Source organism: Arthrobacter sp. LAPM80, assembly GCF_046736435.1.
Lineage (GTDB): Bacteria > Actinomycetota > Actinomycetes > Actinomycetales > Micrococcaceae > Specibacter.
This window is the reverse complement of record NZ_JBCHVD010000001.1, coordinates 95016-115481: the sequence shown is the minus strand read 5'-3', so window position 1 is coordinate 115481 and position 20466 is coordinate 95016. Positions and strand designations below refer to the sequence as shown.

The following is a 20466-nucleotide window of genomic DNA, read 5'->3' as shown; positions in this document are numbered from 1 at the left end:
TTGGCGCTACAATCCAGGCCGCCGACGGGCGGTTTCCTCTTGGTAGAGGTACCCGTTTACTCACGTTAGTTCACCGCATCGGTTTATTCATCTTTTGCTAAAAAAAACTTTCAGCGCGTCTCTCCACGGCTGGATTTTTCTGACTGCCATCGGGTGCACGGGCGGCGGCCAGCACCACCGCACATTGCACCTGAAAGCCCGACTTCTCCAGGGTTTTTGTGGCTTCCTGCAGGGTTGAGCCCGTGGTGAGGACATCGTCGACAAGCACAACCGAACGGCCTGCCAGGTTCGCTGACGGCCGAAATTCAAGGACTGAGTTTCGTCGGATCCGCATCGTGTTACGGACGTTTTGCCGCCGCGCCGAGCGGCCCAATCCCTTCTGGTGGCGCCGGCGCCATGGCAGCGTGACCCTGATGCCCAAAAGTGGTGCGATGACGACCCCGGCCGGCAGCCTGCCTTCGCCCACAAGTGAGCGCAGAACCATCGCGACGGGGTCGTAGCCGCGGCGGCGCCAACCGTTGCCGGTGCTCGGAATCGGCACCAGCAGCAGGGGCCCTGAAGCGGGGTTTCGGATATGCGGGATGTGCGGTCCGGGCGGATCAGGCAGCCGGAGCGGGCCAGGCGGCCCGGGCCCCACCCCAGGGGCACCAGCCTGTTGCATCGCCTCATCCAGTGCGCGGGCGAGGCAGCGGCACAACGGGGCGGCAAGTTCCGTCCGGCCGTGGTTCTTGAATGCCAGGATGGCGGCAGCGAGCACGTCCCTGTATTCGCCGGCCGCGACTACCGGCAGGTGGGATTCACCGGCTACACCCATGAGGGCATCCGCTGCACCCTCCGAACGGAATGGCATCCTGGTTTGCCGCCGCAACAACGTCGAACACGCCGGACACAGGGCGTGGTCTTCACGGCCACAGGCAACGCACTCTGCCGGCAGGACAAGGTTGAGAAATTCCCGCCACGCAGATTCGCACCAGAACAGGGTCCGCAACCACCAGGTCGAGGCCCGTGCCCTGTGCGCTGCGGCGGGCTGTGGAATGTCCCATCCGCCGGAATCGCCCGTGTCAGCGTCCATGGGTCAAGCATGGACCTGCCAGGGAACGCGACGCAGCGGGAAGGGCGCCTGTGTGGACGTGGCGCCCCGTGCCGCGCCCTGTGGAGGACCCGATCAGCCGGAGGCTATCCGGCGAACGACGCCTGCCGGATGGCTTTTGACACCAACTCCCAAGAGCTTCCAACATTGGAGTAGATTCCATCGGCGGTTTGGGCATTGATGTTGCGCTCTCCGGACCCTGCGCTGATCCACTGAACGCCTTCAAGTTCATCCATCAACACCGGCCCCCGTGCCAGGTCCAGGATTTCAATGCGGACGGGCCCGCTCGCCGAGGCCTGCGCAACGGCAAAGCTCGACTCCCCCACCCAAACGCCAAGCGTCGGTGTGCCTGTGTGGACCAGGCTCAGCGGGAGAGTGAGGTCCTTGGGTCCGTCACCTGAGGCGAAGATGCCAGTGACGCTGACCTTGCTCACGCCATTGCCGTGGGAAACAACCAGCGCCCGGGTGCCGTCTCGCGAAATGCGCAGGGCAGTCACGTTTTGCCCAACGAGCCACGGAACCGTCAGCAGGACGGGCTTGCCCATTTTGCCGCCGTCGTTGGGGTTCACGGCTATCACCAATCCTGAGCCGTCCCCTGCCGCGGACCACAACCAGCCGTTCGGCGCGAACGATGGTGGCGTCAGCGCGACACCTGCGATCGCCAATTCGGGCTGCTTTCCGGGCGCCACCATGTAAATCTGGTTCCCCACACCGGAGCTGAAGGCAAAAATCTTGCCGGTGTAGGACATCGCCGGTACCGAGGGGAGCAGATCCGCAACGGAGGGCACGTCGGGAATGGCCGAAACAGCGGCGCCGTCGAAGGTGGCAAGTTCGTTCTTGACCAGCCCAATCTGCCTGGATGGCACCGAACTGTCGATCCTCATGGGGCTGATGGCATCCGAAACCCCGCCCATGTCCACCTCTCGGTCATCGGCGAGGAACTGCACCTCGGTGACGGTGTTCAGGCTCTTCTGCAATGTCACGAGCAACTGGGCATGCATTTGCTGGCGTTGTTTCACGGACGTTTCAAGCAATAGCTGCGCCGTCAACCCCACCTTCGCCAGGCCGTTGTTGACAGGCACTGAGTCACGTTCAAGTGCAATCCCATTGGGGAAGGCGCTGACCACGGCGCCCTTCAGGTACGGGGCGGGCCCGTCCAACATGGCCTTCACAATGGCCGTTGAGGTCCGTGCTGACCGCCCGGCCAGCCACCGCACATCGGGAACGCCGTAGGTGAATGTCGGATCGTAAAAGTAGAGCGAGAAGGGGCTGAAAAGTGTTTGGAAGGTCGCCTCGGTGAGCACCACGCCGTCGGGCGTCGCGGAAATGCGCCACTGCCCGTCCACCTGGACCATCTTCACGACGAAGCTTTCGGTCGCCGATTCCCGCGCCGGGGTCAGCACGCCCGAGGCATCGACGCTTGAGACCACGTCAAGCTTCAGGACGAAGGTGTCCTTCTCCGCCGAGGGCACCACCGAAAAACTGTCCTTGTAGACGAGCGTGCGCTTGTCCGGCGCCCACGACTGCGCCAGTCCCGGCGTCAGGTATTGCCGCGCGACCTGAAAGTCGTCGCTGATGCCCGTACCCGAATCAATGAATCCGCGGATGATGCTCTCCGGCGAGGCACCTTGCACCGGGGCAAATTGCTGGAAGTTGACGTTGACCTCGTTGTGGTGCGGGGCCAACGGGTCACTCTTTCCCACGGCACCGGTCGTGGGAATCACGGCGCAGCCCGACACGGCAATAAGCACGACGGCGATCATCGCCAATACCGTCGCCGCCCAGTGCCGCCGTGCGTGCGTCTGGGGACGGGCTTTCACGAATGGGGCCCTCACAGTTCCGCCTTGCCCGGGCCTGAGCCCTCATGATTGTTCGCGTTGTTCCCGCCGGGCTTCTTCTCGGTGCTGCTGCCGGATTCCAGCACGGCAGTGCCCTTAAGTTTTCCCAAGGCACCCACCACGCCCATGGCTCCTGTGTGCGTCAGCACGGGACCGGTGGACAGCGAGGTGTAGCTGCCGGCCTGTCCGCCGTCGGGAGGCAGCGGCACGGGTGAGTGGTCAAGGACGTCGCCGCGGCGGCGGGGAAGGGTCAGCCTGAAGCAGGATCCTTCACCGGGAACGCCCCACGCCTCGAGCCAGCCGTCATGCAACTTGGCGTCTTCCATGGCAATCGAGAGGCCCAGGCCGCTGCCGCCGGTGGTACGGGCGCGGGCCGCGTCGGCACGCCAGAACCTGAAAAAGACATGTTCAAGCGACGACGGCGACATGCCAATGCCGTAGTCCCTCACGGCGACGGCGACGGCCTTGTCATCGGCAGAAACGAAGATTTTCACTGGTTTGCCCTCACTGTGCTCAACGGCGTTGAGCACCAGGTTGCGCAGGATCCGGCCGATGCGCCGGGAGTCCATTTCCAGCACGCACTTGTGGTTGCGCAGCCGGGTCACAACGGACAGCGTTGTCGAGTTCGCCTCCGCAACCGGTGTGGCGCCGTCGATCACTGAGTGGATCACCGAGAAGATGTCCAGCGACTCAACGTCAAGGTCGGCCGCACCGGCGTCGAACCTTGATATTTCAAGCAGGTCGGCAAGGAGCAGCTCAAAGCGCTCAACCTGGTGGAAGAGCAGCTCGGAGGACCTCTTATTGATGGGGTCAAAGTCCTCGCGAGCATCGAAGAGGACCTCGGCTGCCATGCGCACTGTTGTCAGCGGGGTTCGCAGTTCGTGGGAAACGTCGGAGACAAAGCGCTGCTGCATTTCCGAGAGCGTACCCAGGGCGGTGATTTGGTCCTGCAGGGAGGTGGCCATCTTGTTGAAGGAGGTGGCGAGCCGTGCCATTTCATCCTCGCCCTTGACCTCCATGCGTTCCTCAAGTTCACCTGCGGCCAGTTTTTCGGACACTGCGGCTGCCTGGCTGACGGGGTTGACAACCGTGCGGGTCACGTACCAAACAATCACGCCGATAAGGATGAGCAGGATCCCGCCTGCCAGCCACAGCACAGACTGGATGTAGTTCAGTGTCAGCTGCGCGCTGTTGAGATCGTAAATCATGTACAGCTCGTAGTGGGTGTTCAAAAGCTCGACCTGGCTGCCGACCACCACGGCCGGGTGGATGCCTGAACTGCCTGTCGGCAGGGCGATCGACTGCCAGAACTGGCCGTTCGGATCGGATTGGACGGCCTTGCGCAACTCGTCGGGGACGATGGCGGCGGTGACCCCGCCTGAGTCCGATGAGCTCACGGCAAGCTTGCTGCTTTGGCCCGGAATCTTGACCATCAGGTATTTACGGTTGTCCTCCGCCCCGCCCACCTCGAGCAGCTTCAACGTGTCGCGCACGTAGGTCGACACGCGCGGTTGATCGCTCAGGCTGGCGTTGGAAAAGCTTTCCTGGACCTGGGTGGCACCCCGGGTCGACTCCTGCTGGGCCTGGATGAGCCGTTCCTTGAACAGGCCGTTTGAAATCTGTCCGGCCAGGTAGCCGCCAACACCGACCACGGCCACAGCGGCGATCAGCAAGGTGGTGATGACGGTGCGGAACTGCAGCGAGGTGCGCCAACGGAGGGACCACGCCTTTTGGAACCTCGCGGCAAGACGTACGAGCCCGCGGCCGGCCAGTGTCAGGGCATGCCCGATTTTGGCAAGCGCCGACTCGCCGGCTGCCGGGGCTGTGGCCGTCCCGACGGCCGCGCCTCCGGCCCCTCCTGGGGACGGTGAGTCCGGGTTGGTGGCGCCGTCGAACTTCTGTGGGGGGTTCTCGCTCATGGCAGCGTTATCGCCATTGGACCATCGGGCGCGTCTACGATCCGGCCTTGTATCCGACGCCACGGACGGTCAGGACGACCTCGGGCGCTTCGGGATCGCGTTCGATCTTCGAGCGCAGGCGCTGGACATGGACGTTGACCAGGCGGGTGTCGGCGGCGTGGCGGTATCCCCACACCTGTTCAAGCAGCAGCTCGCGGGAGAACACCTGCCACGGCTTGCGTGCAAGGGCAACCAGGAGGTCAAATTCAAGGGGTGTCAGCGAGATTTTCTCCCCGGCCCGGCGGATGGAGTGGCCTGCAACGTCGATGGTGATCTCACCAATGACGAGCGTTTCAGGGGCCTTGACGTCGCCGGGACGCAGCCGGGCCCGTACGCGCGCCACCAGTTCGGCAGGCTTGAAAGGCTTGGCAACGTAGTCGTCGGCTCCCGATTCAAGGCCGCGAACGACGTCCGAGGTGTCGGCCTTTGCCGTCAACATCACAATGGGCACGTCGGATTCAGCGCGGATGAGCCGGCAAACCTCGATGCCGTCCATTCCCGGCAGCATCAGGTCAAGCAGGACAAGATCCGGCTTGCTGGCCTGGAAAACCTCGAATGCCTTGGCCCCGTCGCCGCAAAATACGGGATCGAAACCATCATTGCGGAGTACGATGCCGATCATCTCGGCCAGTGCCTCGTCATCGTCAACAACTAAAATGCGTGCCTTCATGCTTCTATATTTGCCTATTACCCGCATATTGTCCCCATCGACGCTCCACAGGAGGGGCTGTTGGCGCCGTTTTGCCCTGTTTTTTGGGGGTGCTGTGGGAAATTTGGGAGTTTGGGGCACGTTCACGACAATACTTTGCGCAATGCCCAAGGATTCACGGAACAAAAACGGGTCTTCCCGATAGTGTTTAGTGAAGGACGCAGCAAGGCAACGGGTCCCCGGCTGGCGGAGCCTTCACCGAACGCATCCGGCCACGACCGACCTATCGTTGCCGTCGCCGCGGACGTCTCAATGGGGGAATCTTTCAGGGAGCATGATGACGCAGGAACCACAGCAACCGCAGGCAGGCCCGCAGGGCAACAACGGCCAGCCCGGCCCGCCGCCACCACCCCAGCAACCGCAGTGGGGCCAATACGGGCAGCCCCAGCAACCGCAGTGGGGCCAATACGGAGAACCCCAGCAACCGCAGTGGGGCCAATACGGGCAGCCCGGCATGCAGCCCGGCTTCAACAACTACATGGCCCCGCCCAAGCCCGGTGTCATTCCGTTGCGTCCGCTGGGCCTGGGTGAAATCCTCGACGGCGCGTTTCAGGCGGCCCGGCGCAACGGCAAGGCCATGTTCGGCTCCGCCCTGATCTTCCAGCTATTCACCACGGCCGTCACCTTGTTCATCATGTTCTTCGCGTTTGGCAACATATTCAGCAAAATGTTCTCCACGGATTTCAGCTTAGGATCGGACACAGCCGCATTCGACGCCTTGGGCGGCGACATGGTCATGTACTTCGGCTCGCTCGTGCTGACGAGCATTCTGGCCGTGTTGATCCAGATGGTCCTGCAGGGCGCCCTGGTCGTGCCCGTCCTTCGTGCGGTCATGAATCGCACGACCACCTTTGGGCAGATGTGGCGCCTGACCAAGCCCCGCGTCGGCAGCCTGGTGTTGCTGGCCCTGATGTACGCGGCCGCCGTCGTCATCGCGATGGCCGCCTACATCGGGATCGTCGTGGCGATTTTGGTGTCGATGAATGCGTTCGAGAGCGACGGCAATCCCCTGGGAGCCATTGGCCTTGCGCTTCTGATCAGCCTGCCGTTCCTGGCCGTCTCTGTGTGGATTGGCACCAAGGTGCTTCTGGCCCCTGCCGCAATCGTTGTTGAAAACCTTGGCCCCCTTGCCGGCATCAGGCGTTCATGGCAGCTGACCCGCAACAACTGGTGGCGAACCTTTGGCATTTCATTGCTTGCCGGCGTCATTGCCGGTGTCATTGGCAGCGTCATCACCACGCCGGTGAGCCTGCTGGCGGGATTCCTGATCCCCCTCATGTTCGGCACCGAACCCAGCCCAGACCAGGCCCTCAACGCCATGTTCATCGCCCAGGGCCTTTCAGGCCTGGTGGGCGCCCTCGTCGGTGCCGTGACACTGGCCTTCCAGACAGGCGTCATGGCGTTGATCTACGTCGACCTGCGCATGCGCCGGGACGGTTTCGACATTGCCCTGCTGAAGGAGTCCGAATCGGGCAAGGACGACGGCGGGATCCCCGGCTCCCCCGTCCCCGCCGCCCTGGTTCCCAACACGTATGCAACGAACGGTTTAGGCTCCGATCCCCATAATCCCGGCGGACAGCCCGGAAACTACGGGCAGTAGGGCCCCGTCCGGATGGCATTGCTGCTGATACACCCGGCCCTTGGGCCATGGGCGCCGCTCGAGGTCCCCGTGGTGCCCGGCGCCGACGAGGCCAGGCAATGGGCCATGGAGGAGCTGGCCAAAAAGACGTACCAGGATGCCAGGCCGGGTTGGGCGGAACAGGTTGCGGCGTTGGTCAAAAAGGCGTTCGACGAATTCTTCACCAACGTCGGCACTGCCAATCCCCGCGTCGGCCTTGCCATTGCGGCGGGTGTCGTGCTGCTTGCGATCGCCGTGATCCTCCTTATCATCAGGCCCCGGCTCAACCGCCAAAAGGCTGCCACGGCGGACGTGTTTGAAGGCCAGCCTCTCCACTCCTCCGAGCAACACCGGGCCATGGCCCGCACCGCCGCGCGGTCAGGGGACTTCCACACCGCCGTCAGCGAGCAGTTCAGGGCCATCGTCAGGGCCGCGGAGGAGCGCGATGTGAGCACGCCTGCCGTGGGCCGCACGGCCACGGAAATTGCCGTGGAACTCGAACGTGCCTTCCCCACGCACAGCCGGGCGCTGCACGACGCTGCCGACCTGTTCAACGCCGTCCGCTACGGGCATGTGCCGCCAACGCCCGCCATGTATGAGGAACTGCTGTCCACGGACAAGGCCGTCGCCGCCACGAAACCCGTCTACGCCGACGGGTCCTGGGCTGACGAACTCCACACCGCACAGGATCGGCCGGTGCGGTCGTGACTGAAACGGAACAGGAACAGGCACCCGTGGACGGGGCCGTGTTCAGTGCGGAGGACGCCGGAGCAACCCAGCGCGCCGGGCGGGAATGGCGCAGGTACAGGTTCTGGGTTCTCTGCGCCGCCGCTTTCATTCTCCTGTCGGTCATTGGATTCATCCTTGCCAACGCTTCAAACCAGTCCAACGGCACCCTGTCCATCACGAACCCCGCGCCCGCCGGGGCACAGGCCGCCGCCGAGGTGCTGCGCAACCGCGGCGTCGCTGTCACAGCCACGGATTCTTTGGCCGACACATCGGCCGCGCTCTCCGCCAACGGCCACGGCAACAGCACGGTCCTGTTTTACGACCCCGAAAACATCCTCTCCCCCGCCCAGGCAGCCGAGCTGTCCGCGTCAGTGAAGGATGCAGGCGGCACGCTCGTGGCCATCTCCCCCGCACCACTTGCCGTGAAGAAGCTGAGCGTCGACATCGCAAGTGCCGGCACAGCGGCGGGAACCTCTGCCGTGCCCGCCGGTTGCAGCAATCCTGATGCATCATCTGCCGGAGCGGTCGACGGCGGATCCCCAGTCTTGGGTGCCCTGGCCCCGGTCACCCTGCCGGTGAACCTGTACCTCGGCGCCGGGACCTGCTACTTTCCGGATTCCGGAAACAGTGGCGGATTCCTGGCCTTGGACAGCACCGGCGACATAGCAGCGCTGGGCAATCCCGCCGTCATCATCAACCAAAACCTGGCCAACAGGGGCAACGCCGCGCTGACGTTCAGGCTGTTGGGCAGCAAGCCGAACCTCCTTTGGTACACGGCGTCCCTGAAGGATGTCCCCCTTGCCGAACAACCGCCCACACTCGCCGAGCTGACCCCGGGGTGGATCTTCCCGGCGTCGTCCTGGCTGCTGGTCGTCGCGCTGGTTGGCATGTTGTGGAAGGGGCGCCGAAACGGTCCCCTAGTCACCGAACCCCTGCCCGTGGTGGTGAAGGCATCGGAAACCCTGACCGGCCGGGCCCGCCTGTACCAGGACGCCAAGGCGCTCGGCACAGCCTCCCGCACCTTGCAGCACGCCACAATGACCCGCCTGGCCCGCACTCTCCGGCTGGGGCTTTCGGCCGAACCGGATGCCGTGGTGGAGGCCGTGGCGGCCGCAACGTCACGCAGCCGCCAGCAGGTGGCCGCACTGTTGACGGGCCAGGCACCCCGCACCGAAAAAGACATGTTGTCCATGGCCGTTGAACTCACGGCATTAGAGGAAGAAGTGGCACAGCGATGAGCCTGCCCCACCCGGAGTCCACAGCTCCTGCCCCCCTGCCGCCGGCACCTGCCCAGCACCAGAGCCAGGCGCCGACCCAGTATGCGCAGCCGGCGCCCTCGCACCGGGCCCCACAGCAGACCTTTGCCCCTAGCCCTGCCGCCCAGGCGCTGCTGGCGGTGCGCGGCGAGGTCGCCAAGGCCGTTGTGGGCCAGGATGCCACGGTGACGGGACTGCTCATCGCCCTGCTGGCCGGCGGGCACGTACTCCTGGAGGGTGTTCCCGGCGTTGCCAAGACCCTGTTGGTCAGGGCCCTGTCAGCAGCATTGAGCCTTGACACCAAGCGCGTGCAGTTCACCCCCGACCTCATGCCCGGCGACGTGACAGGTTCCCTGATTTACGATGCCAGCACATCGGCCTTCACGTTCAGGGAGGGTCCCGTCTTCACGAACATCCTGCTGGCGGACGAGATCAACAGGACTCCGCCGAAAACCCAGGCCTCGCTGCTTGAAGCCATGGAGGAGCACCAGGTTTCGGTCGACGGCGTATCGCGCCGGCTGCCGCAACCGTTCATGGTGGCCGCAACTCAAAACCCCGTGGAGTATGAAGGGACCTACCCGCTGCCCGAGGCGCAGCTGGACAGGTTCCTGCTCAAGCTGACAATGGAACTTCCGGGGCGGGACGAAGAAATTGAGGTGATCCGCCGCCACAGCCTCGGCTTTGACCCGCAGGACCTCCACGGGGCCGGTGTGCGGGCCGTGGCCGGAGCCGCCGACCTCGCGCAGGCACGCGCTGAAGTTGCCCACGTCGCCGTCGCAGGTGAAATCCTGGCCTACGTGGTGGATCTGGTCCGGGCAACACGTACCGCACCGTCCTTCCAGCTTGGCGTTTCCCCGCGTGGGGCCACGGCCATCCTGAAGTCGGCGCGGGCGTATGCCTGGCTGTCGGGGCGCACCTTCGTGACCCCGGACGACATCAAGGCCCTGGCGCTGCCAACCTTGCGGCACAGGGTTGCACTGCGCCCGGAAGCCGAAATGGACGGCGTGGCCGTGGACGGCATCCTGCAATCGATTCTGGCCACCGTGCCGGTTCCGCGCTGATCCGGAATCCGGACAACCATGGCTGTTTCGGGCAGGTTCTTCGTTCTGGCACTGGCTGCGCTGGTGCCCATCATTGCGCTGCCCGGGGCGGTGACGTGGCTGCTGGCCCTGACCATGCTTGCCCTGGTGCTCGTGGCGGACATGGCCCTCGCCGCGTCGCCGCGCAGCGTGGCCCTGCGGCGGACACTTCCTGTCGGTGTGCGTCTGGGCGAGGAAACCACTGCCGTCCTGAGACTGGCCAATGGGTCCCCGCGGGTCCTACGCGCTCGGGTCAAGGACGGCTGGCAGCCGTCGGCCGGTGCCGCCAACGCCCTGCAAACCCTCACCATCAAACCGGGCGAGCGGGCATCGATGACGCTCAAGCTGCTGCCGTCCCGGCGCGGGGACCTGGCGGCCCACCATGTCTCCATCAGGTCCTTTGGGCCGTTGGGCATGGCCGCCCGGCAAACCACCCTTGATGCTCCGGGCGTCCTGCGTGTCCTGCCCCCGTTCCATTCCAAGCGCCATCTGCCCTCAAAATTGCGCAAGCTGCGTGAGCTTGACGGCAAGGCCGCAGTGCAGATCCGCGGCGCCGGAACGGAATTTGATTCGCTGCGCGACTACGTCCGCGGCGATGACGTCCGCTCCATCGACTGGCGTGCCACGGCAAGGCGCAGGGACGTCGTGGTGCGCACCTGGCGGCCCGAACGGGACCGGCGGGTTGTCATTGTCCTTGACACGTCCCGCACGTCGGCGGCCCGCATAGACGACGAGACAGCCCTCGACACCGGCATCGAGGCGTCCCTGCTGTTGGCTGTCCTTGCCGAACGCGGCGGGGACAGGGTCAGCCTCATTGCGTACGACCGGCGGATCCGGGCCAAGGTCTCCTCCACGGGCAAGGGCAACATGCTCAACGCCATGGTGCAGGGCCTGGCGCCACTGGAACCGGAACTGATTGAGCTGAACACCGAGGCCGTGGCCGCCCAGGTCCGCGATGTCACGGCCCACCGCGCCCTGGTGGTCCTGGTGACCTCCCTTGATGCCGGCGCGGCAGAGGAGGGCCTGATCCCGCTGGCGGCAATGCTGGCCCGGAAGCATCTCGTGGTGGTTGCTGCGGTTCGCGATCCAGCCGTTGACGCGGCCCGTCTTGACCGTTCCTCGTCCACGTCCGCCTACCGCGCCGCGGCTGCCGAACACGCACTGAACCGCAGGGCCGCCATCACCGCTGTGCTCAAGCAGTCCGGGGTGGAAGTCGTTGACGCGGCCCCTCAGGGACTGCCGCCCCAGCTGGCCGACGCCTATATCAGGCTCAAGGCCGCAGGGCGGCTGTAGCTTCCGGGCCCACCAGGCCCAACGCCTTGATCTTCCCGGCAAGGACTACCGCCAGCTCCTTGTGGCCCGCCTTGGTGAGGTGGACGCCGTCGGCCATTTTCCTTGTGAGGGAGTAGCCGGTGAGCCAATCGCCCGCACTGATGAACGGAATGCCGTTGTCTTTGGCGAAACCAGCCAGCACGGCGTCGACCTCGCTTCGACGGCCTCCGCCGGCCGCCGTTGCCCTGGCCAGGGTGCCGATGAACAGGAAGTCGGACACAGGGTAGCTGGCCTTCAGTTCGCGGAGCAGGTCTGCTGCGTTGGACAGGATTTGTGCGTTGGTGGCTCCCCGCCCGGCGTCGTTGCCGCCGCCCTGGACCACCACGAGTGCGGGGTTCCCGTAGGGCAGCACCACTTGTCCGCTCGTGAGTGCATCAAGGTAGTTGAGATACTTTCCGTTCCTTGCGACGAAACCAATTCCCCCGGCACCCAAAAAATGGACCTTGTAGCCGCTCGCGGCGATCCCCTTCTCAACCCAGGTGTCTGGCGCCTTGATACCCGCAGCGCCGGCTGACTGGGAATCACCAAAAAGCACGGCCTCACGGGCAATGTCGGGGTCAATGACTTCCTTCCGGCCCGAGGCCGGGTTTAGGACGAGCGAACCGGCGGGCAGGTCCCACACTGTCACCATTTCGTCCCGGGAGATTATCCCCGGCGACCTGCCCCCATCGGGAACCGCATTGCGCTCCGGAAGGGTTGCCGGCGGGTCCACCGCAGTGGCTGTTGCCTCAACCGGGCCGGGAACCTGCGTCGCATTGCCGGGCCCCACGCCCAGCAGTGCCACTGTAACTACCAGCATGGCTGTGATGCCACGCACTTTATTCCCCCGGATCATGCCCGAATTCCCCTGACGTTTATATGGAAAGGCAAGCGTAGTGCGCCAAAATGGATTTTCGCTGAACTACAGGTAACGAATCTCGCTCAATCGTTCGGCAACCTCAAGCGCCCTGCTCACCACTGCCCGGGCCTCCTGCGGGGAGAGCCCCGCCAGGGACGATTCCGGGGTGATCCGCAGCTGGTTCAGCAAGGAGGCGTCAAGTCCCAGCCCGCGCCAGGGCCGCATGATCCGCTCCTCCAAAACCGAGTACGACGGCGGCACCCGCCCGGCGCTTGCAGGAACGGTCCCGGCCCACACACCGAGACCCGCCTCTATGGCCCCGGCAAGCAGTTCCCAATGTCCGGTGTCGAGCCTGTTCAGCGGAACGGCCACGGCATCAGCCCCGCTCTCGAGGGCGATTTCCAGCGCCTTGCGCCAGGCGGCCGCCTCGGCGGAAGCGGTGTCGGATAAGTCGCCGGAGGCAGTGCCCGGGCTGCCTGCACCGGGCCCGCCGGTTCCGCCAAGTCCTGTTTCCGCGGGCCCAAGGTTGATGGCAACGTTCGCGAAGCCAGCCTCGCGGGCAGCCTCAGCCAAGGCGCTCCAAGTCTGGCGCAGCTCCGAGGCCGGGATGGAACGCAGCGTCCTGTAGCCCGACGCCGTGGGGATTGTTCCGGCAACGATGGCAGCCACGTGGGGTTCGTCAATCTGCAGGGTGAGCGCCGAACCGGGCACCGCGGCCTGGAGCTTTTGCGCGTGGACGGCCAGCCCGGCTGCAAGGGACTGGGCAATGTCGCGCCGGGCGCCGTGGTCGCGCAGGGCCCGCTCGCCGTAATGGAGGTGGATGGCAGCAGCGAGAGAGAGCGGCCCCGTGATGTGGGCCTTCACACCATCAGGCACCACACCGGCGGCGCCGGCAACATCGGCCAGCACGTTGATGTCCGTGGACAGCGCCGACACGGCACGGCGGTGGTCAAGGCCCGGCCTGTCGGCGAAACGCCATCCGTAGGGCTGCACGTCGACAGGAAGTTCCTGAAGCAGCGCCGCCGTGCGGCCAACGGCGTCGGAGCCGCCGCCGCGGGCCGGAAGTGCGGCAAGGGACGGCAGGTGGGGGGCTGAAAACAGCCCAAGGGAAACCTTTGCGGCCTCCACGGGATCGGTGCCCGGCCACTGGCCCAGGAAGGCGGCGGTGACCGTCCCGAGGAAATCGTTGGGTGAGGCACTCACGACAGGCGCGTGCCGCCGTCGTCAGTCACCGCGGCATTTGGTGAGGCCACAAAGCCCTGGCCATCCAGGCTCACCACGGGAACAACGCCCGTTGCGGCAACGGCGGAATGGCTTTGCGAAATGGCCTGGTGGTGGTGGATGACCTCGCTAATGATGAAATTGAGGAACTTCTCTGCAAAGGCCGGATCGAGATTGGCCGACTCGGCCAGGGCGCGCAGCCGGTGGATCTGGGCCTTCTCCCTCGTGGGATCTGCCGGCGGCAACTGGTGGGCTGCCTTGAGGATGCCCACACGCTGGGTGGCCTTGAAGCGTTCGGCGAGCAAATACACCAGCGTTGCGTCAAAATTGTCGATACTTGAACGGATGGACAGCAGCTCGGTCATGACGGCGGGGTCCACGGCGCCCGTGAGGGAACTGGCGGCCGGGTCAAAGTCGTCGACGGACATGTGCTGCGTGTGGCTCGGTTCGGTCATAAAGACAGTTTAGGCGGTGCACCGGGTGGACAAAACTCGTGTCCAGCCCGGGCACCGCCGAACCCTGTTGCTACTTTCCCGCCAGCAGCGCCTGGTGGATGGCCCGGCGTTTGGCCTGTTCCGCCGGGTTGGGCACCGGCAGCGAGGCGATCAGGCGCTTGGTGTAGTCATCCTGCGGGTTGCCCATGATCTGGTTTCCGATCCCCTGCTCCACCATCTGCCCCTTGTAGAGCACCCCGACCCACTCGGCAAGGATGTCCACCACGGCGAGGTCGTGGCTGATGAACAGGGCCGCGAAGCCAAGCTCGGCCTGGATCTCCCTGAACAACTCGAGCACCTTGGCCTGGACCGACACGTCCAGGGCGGAGGTGGGCTCGTCGGCGATCAGCAGCTTCGGTTCAAGTGCGAGTCCGCGGGCCAGGGAGGCCCGCTGACGCTGGCCGCCCGAGAGCTCGTGCGGGAACCGCCCGGCATATGCGGCAGGCAGCTGCACGGATTCAAGCAGCTCCCCCACCTTTCTGGCGACCTCGACCCGGCTGAGATCTGTATGGATGAGCAGGGGTTCGGCCACACATTCGCCAATGCTCAGGTGCGGGTTGAAGGAGGCTGCCGGGTCCTGGAACACAAAGCCGATGTCCTTGCGCAGCGGCCGGAACGAACGCTCCTTGTAATTGCGCATCTCATAGCCGAGCACGTTCAGGGATCCACCCGTCGTCCTGTTCAGCCCGGCAATGGCCCGGCCGATCGTGGTCTTGCCCGAGCCCGACTCCCCCACCAGGCCAAACACCTCACCGGCGCTGATGGTGAAGGAAACCCTGTCCACCGCGCGGAACGCGGGGCTCCCCAGCCGGCCGGGATACTCGATCTCCAGGTCGGTGGCCCGGACCAGCACCTCCTTGTCTTGGAATGCACGCTCCGTGAAGCCGGCCGACGCCGAATTGCGGCCCAGGTGGGGAACTGCTGCCAGCAGCTCCTGGGTGTATTCCTGCTGCGGTTCATCGAAGAGGTCCTGCGCTGTGGCCTCCTCCACCACGTCACCCTGGTACATGACCACCACACGGTCCGCAAGGTCGGCCACGACACCCATGTTGTGGGTGATGAGCACGATTGAGGTGCCAAAGCGGCCGCGGAGATCCCGCAGCAGTTCCAGGATTTCCGCCTGCACCGTCACGTCCAGTGCCGTGGTGGGTTCGTCGGCCACGATGAGTGCGGGGTTCAAGGCCAGCGCTGCCGCGATCACGACGCGTTGCTTTTGACCGCCGGAGAACTGGTGCGGGTAGTAGTCAACCCGTATCCCGGGCTCCGGTATGCCCACCTTGCCCAGCGCCTCGATAGCCAGTTTGCGGGCTTCCTTCCTGCCCACCCGTTTGCCCTCCGGGCGGTGGGCACGCAGGCCCTCGGCAATCTGCCATCCCACCGTGTACACGGGATTCAGCGCCGTTGAGGGCTCCTGGAACACCATGGCCACGTCACGCCCACGGATCTGGCGCAGTTCGTGGGGGCTGACGCTGATGATGTCGTGCCCGCTGACGAGGACAGCACCGCCGCTCAACGCCGTTTCGGGCAGCAGGCCGAGGATGGTTTTGGCCGTGACGGTCTTGCCGGACCCCGATTCGCCCACGATGGCCAGGATTTCCCCCGGCGCAACGGTGAAGCTGACGTCCTTGACGGCGTGCACGTCGCCCGAGTCGGTGGCAAAGGTGACCTTCAGGTCCTTGACGTCAAGGACGGGGCGCACCCCTTGCTTGGATTCGCGTGGCAGGCTCATGCGTCAACCAGCTCCTTCTTCTTTCCGGCCCGTTTGCGCCCGCGCAGGCGCGGATCGTTCAGGTCGTTCATGGATTCACCCAACAGGGTCAGGCCCAACACGGTGATGACGATCGCAAGGCCCGGATAGATTCCCGTCCACCAGATGCCCGCCGTGGCGTCGGATTGGGCATGGTTGAGGTCGTAGCCCCATTCGGCGGCCGAGGACGGTTCGATGCCGAAGCCCAGGAACCCGAGTGCCGCGAGCGTCAGGATCGCCTCCGATGCGTTGAGCGTGAAAATCAACGGCAGCGTCCTTGTCGCGTTCTTGTAGATGTGCCGGGCCATGACGCGCACGCTTGAGGCGCCCACCACGATCGCCGATTCGACAAACGGTTCAACCTTCAGCCGGATGGTTTCGGCCCGGATGACCCTGAAGTACTGAGGAATGAACACGACGGTGATGGAGATGGCCGCCGAGAAGATGCCGCCCCACAGATCGGAGTTGCCCCCACTGATGGTGATGGACATGACGATGGCCAGCAGCAGAGTTGGGAAGGCGTAGATGGCGTCGGCAACCACAACGAGGATCCGATCGAGCCAGCCGCCCATGTACCCCGAGACCAGGCCTAGGATCACACCGATGAAGATCGACATGAACACGGCGATCACCACCACAAGCACCGCTGTCTGGGACCCCCAGATGGTGCGCGAAAAGACGTCGTAACCTCCCGCCGTCGTGCCCCAAATATGCGCGGGCGACGGCGGAGCCTGGGCATCGCTGAACTGCTGGCTGAAGCCGTACGGAGCGATCAGCGGCGCTAGTGCGGCAGTGAGCAGGAAGATCACCGTGATCACGATGCCTGTCACGAGCATGCCCCGTTGCAGGCCAACGCTCTTCTTCAGTTGGGCCACCACCGGCAGACGGCCCCACAGGGATTGTTTGGTCTCCATGGCTAGTACCTCACCCTCGGGTCGATGAGCGCGGCGATGACGTCGACAATGAAGTTGGTCAGGGCCACGATGACAGCCAGCAGGGCCACAATGCCCTGAACTGCCACAAAGTCTCGGGCCGTCAGGTAGGTGGCCAGCTGGAAGCCAAGCCCCTTCCACTCAAAGGTGGTCTCGGTCAGCACGGCCCCGCCCAGCAGGAGCGCAATTTGCAGGCCCATGACGGTGATGATCGGGATGAGTGCCGGCTTGAAGGCATGCTTGGTCAGCAGGCGGTACTCGCTGACTCCCCTTGAACGTCCGGCCTCAACGTAGTCCCTGCCCAGGGTGCCAATCACGTTGGTGCGGACCAGGCGCAGGAAGATCCCGGCTGTCAGCAGGCCAAGGGCCACGGCGGGCAGTATCGAATGCTGGACCACGTCCCAAAAGGCCGTCATGTTGCCGCTGCGCAACGAGTCCAACCAGTAAATGCCGGTGGGCGACGCCAGCTGCGACATGGCAATTTCGGTGTTGGTGCTGGCCCGTCCGGCGACAGGCAGCCAGCCAAGCCAGACGGAAAAGACAAGCTTGAGCAGCAGGCCCGCGAAGAAGACGGGCGTGGCGTAAAACAAGATGGCGGAGACGCGCAGCACGGCGTCGTGCCATTTGTCCCGTTTGTAGGCGGCGAGCATGCCCAGCGGGATGCCGACGGCGAGGGCAACGATGAGGGAGTTAATGGCCAGTTCAAGGGTTGCCGTCCCGAACGTCGCCAGCATGTCGGTGACAAGCAGGTTATCAGATATGGTGCGGCCAAAGTCGCCGCGCAGCATCTGGCCCAGGTATTCAAAATATTGGACGAAGATGGGCCTGTCGTACCCGGCCTCATGGATGCGTTGGGCCAGCTGGTCAGGTGGCAGGCGCCCGCCCAGTGCCGCCGTTATGGGATCGCCGGTGATCCTCATGAGGAAGAAAACCATGGTGACGAGAATGAAGATGGTGGGGAAGATCAGGACAAAGCGGATGAGCAGGTATTTGCCCAGATTCCCGCCTCCCTTGGACCTTCCCTTGGGTACCTGCGGGACGGAGTCCGCCTCGGGCAGGTCAATCAATGCGGTCATGTGCGCCTGTTTCTTGTGCGATGTTCATCGATGGCGGAGGCTTTGCACGGTTCCGCGGTGGCGGTTCCGTGCAGGAAGGCGGGGCATCCGCTGGGAGGCCCCGCCTTCTACATTTCGCTGGGTGTTGTTCCGTGGACCGTGAAGTGCCCGGTTACTTGGACAGCACTGCCAGGCGGAACTTGAACGCGGGGTCAAGGGTATCCTTGACGCCCTTGACGCCCTTGCCCGACACGGCTACCTGGGCACCCTGGAGCAGGGGCAGGGTGGGGACGTCCTTGGCAACTGCGCTCTGGATGTTCTCGATGATCTTTGTCCGGGCGGCCGCGTCAACCGTGGTGCGCTGCTCCTCGATCATGGCCTGGACGCCCTTGTTTTCGTAGTGGTTCTTCAGGAAGTTGTTGGCGCTGAAGAACGGTGTCAGGTAATTATCGGCATCGGAGTAGTCGGGGAACCAACCGAGCTGGTACATCGGGTAAGTGTCAAGGACACGTTCCTTTTGGTAGGTCACCCATTCGGTGGATTGCAGGTTGACCTTGAACAGCCCGCCCTTTTCCAGCTGCGTCTTGATCAGTGCGTATTCGTCACCTGAGGACGGGCCGTAGTGGTCCGGGTTGTACTGCAGGTCAAGGGTGACAGGTGTCGCAACGCCGGCATCGGCCAGGGTCTTCTTGGCCTTATCGGCATCGGGGCCGCCCTTTCCGTCACCGTAGGCGTCCTTCATGGGTTCGATGGCACCTGTGAAGCCCTTCGGTACCCAGGAGAACGCCGGAAGGTAGGTGCCCTTGTAGACCTGGTTGGCAATCGCCTCCCTGTCGATCATGTCCGAGGTTGCCTGACGGACGGCCAGGGATTTGGCGGCATCGGGGGTCGAGGTGGCTGCGCCAAAGGGCATGGTCTTGAAGTTAAAGACGATGTAGCGCAGCTCTCCACCGGGGCCGATGTCGACCTGGACGTTTTTGTCCGACTTCAGGCTTTCGATATCGGTGGCGCTCATGCTGCGCCAGGCAACATCGATGTTGCCCTGCTGCACGTCAAGCTTGAGGTTGTTGGAGCTGGCGTAGTACTTCACCGTGACTGCATCAGACTTGGGTGCACCGAGCATGCCCTTGTAGCCGTCGTACTTCTTGTAGGAGATCAGCGTGTTCTTGGTGTAGGAATCGATGGTGAACTGTCCGGCGAAGGACTTCCCCTTGATGATCGCATTGTCGTCCATGACCGCATCGGCACTGAAAACGGAATCGTCAACGATGGGACCGGCGGGGCTCGTGAGCACCTGGGCGAAGGTCTGGTCGTTGGGTGACTTGAGCTTGAACACCACTGTCGTCGCATCGGGGGCGCTGACGCTCTCAAGGTTTCCGAGCAGGGACGCCGGCCCGTTGGGGTCGTTGATCTTTAGCTGGCGATCGAAGGTGAACTTGACGTCCTTCGAGTCAAGGTCGGTGCCGTTGGCCCATTTCATCCCGGCCTTGAGCTTGACGGTGAAATCGGTGGGTGTGGTGAACGACGCCGATTCCGCAATGTCGGGTTTGGGCGTGGGATCGGTTGCACCGGGCAGCGTGTTCATCAGGAACGGGTAGATCTGGTTCATGACCATAAACGATCCATTGTCATAGGACCCGGCGGGGTCAAGGAAGGTCACCTTGTCGGTGGTACCCACCGAAATGGTGCCGCCAGTGGCGCCTCCGCTTGCTGTGTTGTTTCCGCCAGCGGGGCCCGTGCATGCCGTCAATGCCAACAGCGAAACACCGGCAACGGCGATCACCGACCTCAGCCCAAACATATTCTTAGCCATCAGCAAACTTTCTGTTGTGCTTGGCATGGAACAGGCCACACGTCCTTGTGTGACCCGCGCCACGCATCTGATACGTCAATGTCTATCAGACTAATTTGCACCGTTTAGTTTCTGCAGAAAGTTGCAACCAGATGGTTACCTAAGGGATTCCACCCGCGGGCCGGCCTTGAAGTATGGGCTGCGACCGAACCAGCCGGCAAGCTTCGTATAGGAATCCGCGCCGACGGGCACCCTGACCTCGGGGCCAAAGCCTCTCTCCGCGCCACGGTACTCCGGCTTCATCATGCGCTGGGCCCAGGCAAGGGACTGGTCGGCGAGGACCGGATCCAGGACCACGTGAACGCCGGTTGCCTTCGCCAGATCCCAGGCGTGGACAGTGAATTCAGTGATTTGCAGGCCTATGCGGCTGCGCAGCGGAGCCTCACCGCCACCGGGCAGGGCCACCTGCGAGCTCAGGTCGGCAGTTGACCATGCTCGCATCAGCAGCGCGGCTCCGTCGCTGAACCGGGTTGACCAGTCGGCGCCGACCGTCGCATCCGAGGCGAGCGGGTCAACGTTGTGCCCCCGCGCCATGATGGTGTATCTGTGCAGGTCCTGGACCACCAGGTGGTGCAGCAGTTCCTGCACATTCCAGTCAGCGCACGGCGTGGGCCACTCGGCCTGGTTGGCTGAAATGGCGCCGATAACGTCCGCGCACTGGTTCAGTGCGCCCTCCAGAAACTGGAGCGGGTTGGGAATTGTGTGCGGGGGCATCGTG

17 protein-coding genes are annotated in these 20466 nt (G+C 64.1%); 5 read left to right on the top strand and 12 right to left on the bottom strand.

What is annotated here, in order from left to right; all coding sequences use genetic code 11:
• Positions 1–97 precede the first annotated feature (97 nt).
• The 4 genes from AAGW05_RS00515 to mtrA all read right to left on the bottom strand — a co-directional run bounded on the left by AAGW05_RS00515 (position 98) and on the right by mtrA (position 5556).
• Positions 98–1072, bottom strand: a complete 975-nt coding sequence (locus AAGW05_RS00515; RefSeq protein WP_411802506.1) for a ComF family protein — start codon at positions 1070–1072, stop codon at positions 98–100.
• Between the two features lie 104 nt (positions 1073–1176).
• Positions 1177–2925, bottom strand: a complete 1749-nt coding sequence (locus AAGW05_RS00510; RefSeq protein ID WP_411802505.1) for an LpqB family beta-propeller domain-containing protein — start codon at positions 2923–2925, stop codon at positions 1177–1179.
• On the bottom strand, positions 2922–4847 hold the full coding sequence (gene mtrB / locus AAGW05_RS00505; protein ID WP_411802504.1) for an MtrAB system histidine kinase MtrB: 1926 nt from the start codon (positions 4845–4847) through the stop codon (positions 2922–2924). Before mtrB ends, AAGW05_RS00510 begins: the two co-directional genes overlap by 4 nt.
• Before the next feature lie 34 nt (positions 4848–4881).
• Positions 4882–5556, bottom strand: a complete 675-nt coding sequence (mtrA, locus tag AAGW05_RS00500) for an MtrAB system response regulator MtrA (RefSeq protein WP_411802503.1) — start codon at positions 5554–5556, stop codon at positions 4882–4884.
• A gap of 316 nt (positions 5557–5872) precedes the next feature.
• Between mtrA and AAGW05_RS00495 the strand changes: the two genes are divergently transcribed.
• The 5 genes from AAGW05_RS00495 to AAGW05_RS00475 are packed head-to-tail and all read left to right on the top strand — an operon-like array spanning position 5873 to position 11570.
• Entirely contained in the window at positions 5873–7195 is a 1323-nt protein-coding gene (locus AAGW05_RS00495) for a hypothetical protein (RefSeq protein WP_411802502.1), read from the top strand.
• 12 nt (positions 7196–7207) lie between these two features.
• Positions 7208–7921 (top strand): DUF4129 domain-containing protein, encoded by a 714-nt coding sequence (locus AAGW05_RS00490; protein ID WP_411802501.1) that lies wholly within the window; start codon positions 7208–7210, stop codon positions 7919–7921.
• On the top strand, positions 7918–9180 hold the full coding sequence (locus tag AAGW05_RS00485) for a DUF4350 domain-containing protein (protein WP_411802500.1): 1263 nt from the start codon (positions 7918–7920) through the stop codon (positions 9178–9180). The genes AAGW05_RS00490 and AAGW05_RS00485 overlap by 4 nt, the downstream gene beginning before the upstream one ends.
• Positions 9177–10259 carry an AAA family ATPase gene (locus AAGW05_RS00480; RefSeq protein WP_411802499.1) on the top strand — a complete coding sequence of 361 codons (1083 nt, stop codon included), beginning with the start codon at positions 9177–9179 and terminating at the stop codon, positions 10257–10259. The genes AAGW05_RS00485 and AAGW05_RS00480 overlap by 4 nt, the downstream gene beginning before the upstream one ends.
• Before the next feature lie 18 nt (positions 10260–10277).
• Positions 10278–11570 carry a DUF58 domain-containing protein gene (locus tag AAGW05_RS00475; protein WP_411802498.1) on the top strand — a complete coding sequence of 431 codons (1293 nt, stop codon included), beginning with the start codon at positions 10278–10280 and terminating at the stop codon, positions 11568–11570.
• Here the strand turns inward: AAGW05_RS00475 and AAGW05_RS00470 are convergent.
• The 8 genes from AAGW05_RS00470 to AAGW05_RS00435 form a co-directional block, all read right to left on the bottom strand.
• Positions 11548–12408, bottom strand: a complete 861-nt coding sequence (locus tag AAGW05_RS00470; protein ID WP_411802497.1) for an SGNH/GDSL hydrolase family protein — start codon at positions 12406–12408, stop codon at positions 11548–11550. The two genes, AAGW05_RS00475 and AAGW05_RS00470, sit on opposite strands and share 23 nt — an antisense overlap.
• Before the next feature lie 102 nt (positions 12409–12510).
• Positions 12511–13650 carry a hypothetical protein gene (locus AAGW05_RS00465; RefSeq protein WP_411802496.1) on the bottom strand — a complete coding sequence of 380 codons (1140 nt, stop codon included), beginning with the start codon at positions 13648–13650 and terminating at the stop codon, positions 12511–12513.
• Positions 13647–14123, bottom strand: coding sequence for a chorismate mutase (locus AAGW05_RS00460; protein ID WP_411802495.1), 477 nt, complete (start codon positions 14121–14123; stop codon positions 13647–13649). Before AAGW05_RS00460 ends, AAGW05_RS00465 begins: the two co-directional genes overlap by 4 nt.
• Before the next feature lie 70 nt (positions 14124–14193).
• Positions 14194–15891 carry a dipeptide ABC transporter ATP-binding protein gene (locus tag AAGW05_RS00455; protein WP_411802494.1) on the bottom strand — a complete coding sequence of 566 codons (1698 nt, stop codon included), beginning with the start codon at positions 15889–15891 and terminating at the stop codon, positions 14194–14196.
• Positions 15888–16823, bottom strand: coding sequence for an ABC transporter permease (locus AAGW05_RS00450; protein ID WP_411802493.1), 936 nt, complete (start codon positions 16821–16823; stop codon positions 15888–15890). The genes AAGW05_RS00455 and AAGW05_RS00450 overlap by 4 nt, the downstream gene beginning before the upstream one ends.
• 2 nt (positions 16824–16825) lie before the next feature.
• Positions 16826–17917, bottom strand: coding sequence for an ABC transporter permease (locus AAGW05_RS00445; RefSeq protein ID WP_411802492.1), 1092 nt, complete (start codon positions 17915–17917; stop codon positions 16826–16828).
• 151 nt (positions 17918–18068) lie between these two features.
• Positions 18069–19709, bottom strand: a complete 1641-nt coding sequence (locus AAGW05_RS00440) for an ABC transporter substrate-binding protein (RefSeq protein WP_411802491.1) — start codon at positions 19707–19709, stop codon at positions 18069–18071.
• 135 nt (positions 19710–19844) lie between these two features.
• The gene (locus AAGW05_RS00435; protein WP_411802490.1) at positions 19845–20462 is read right to left on the bottom strand and encodes a TIGR03086 family metal-binding protein; all 618 of its coding nucleotides are present in this window, start codon (positions 20460–20462) and stop codon (positions 19845–19847) included.
• Positions 20463–20466: the final 4 nt, after the last annotated feature.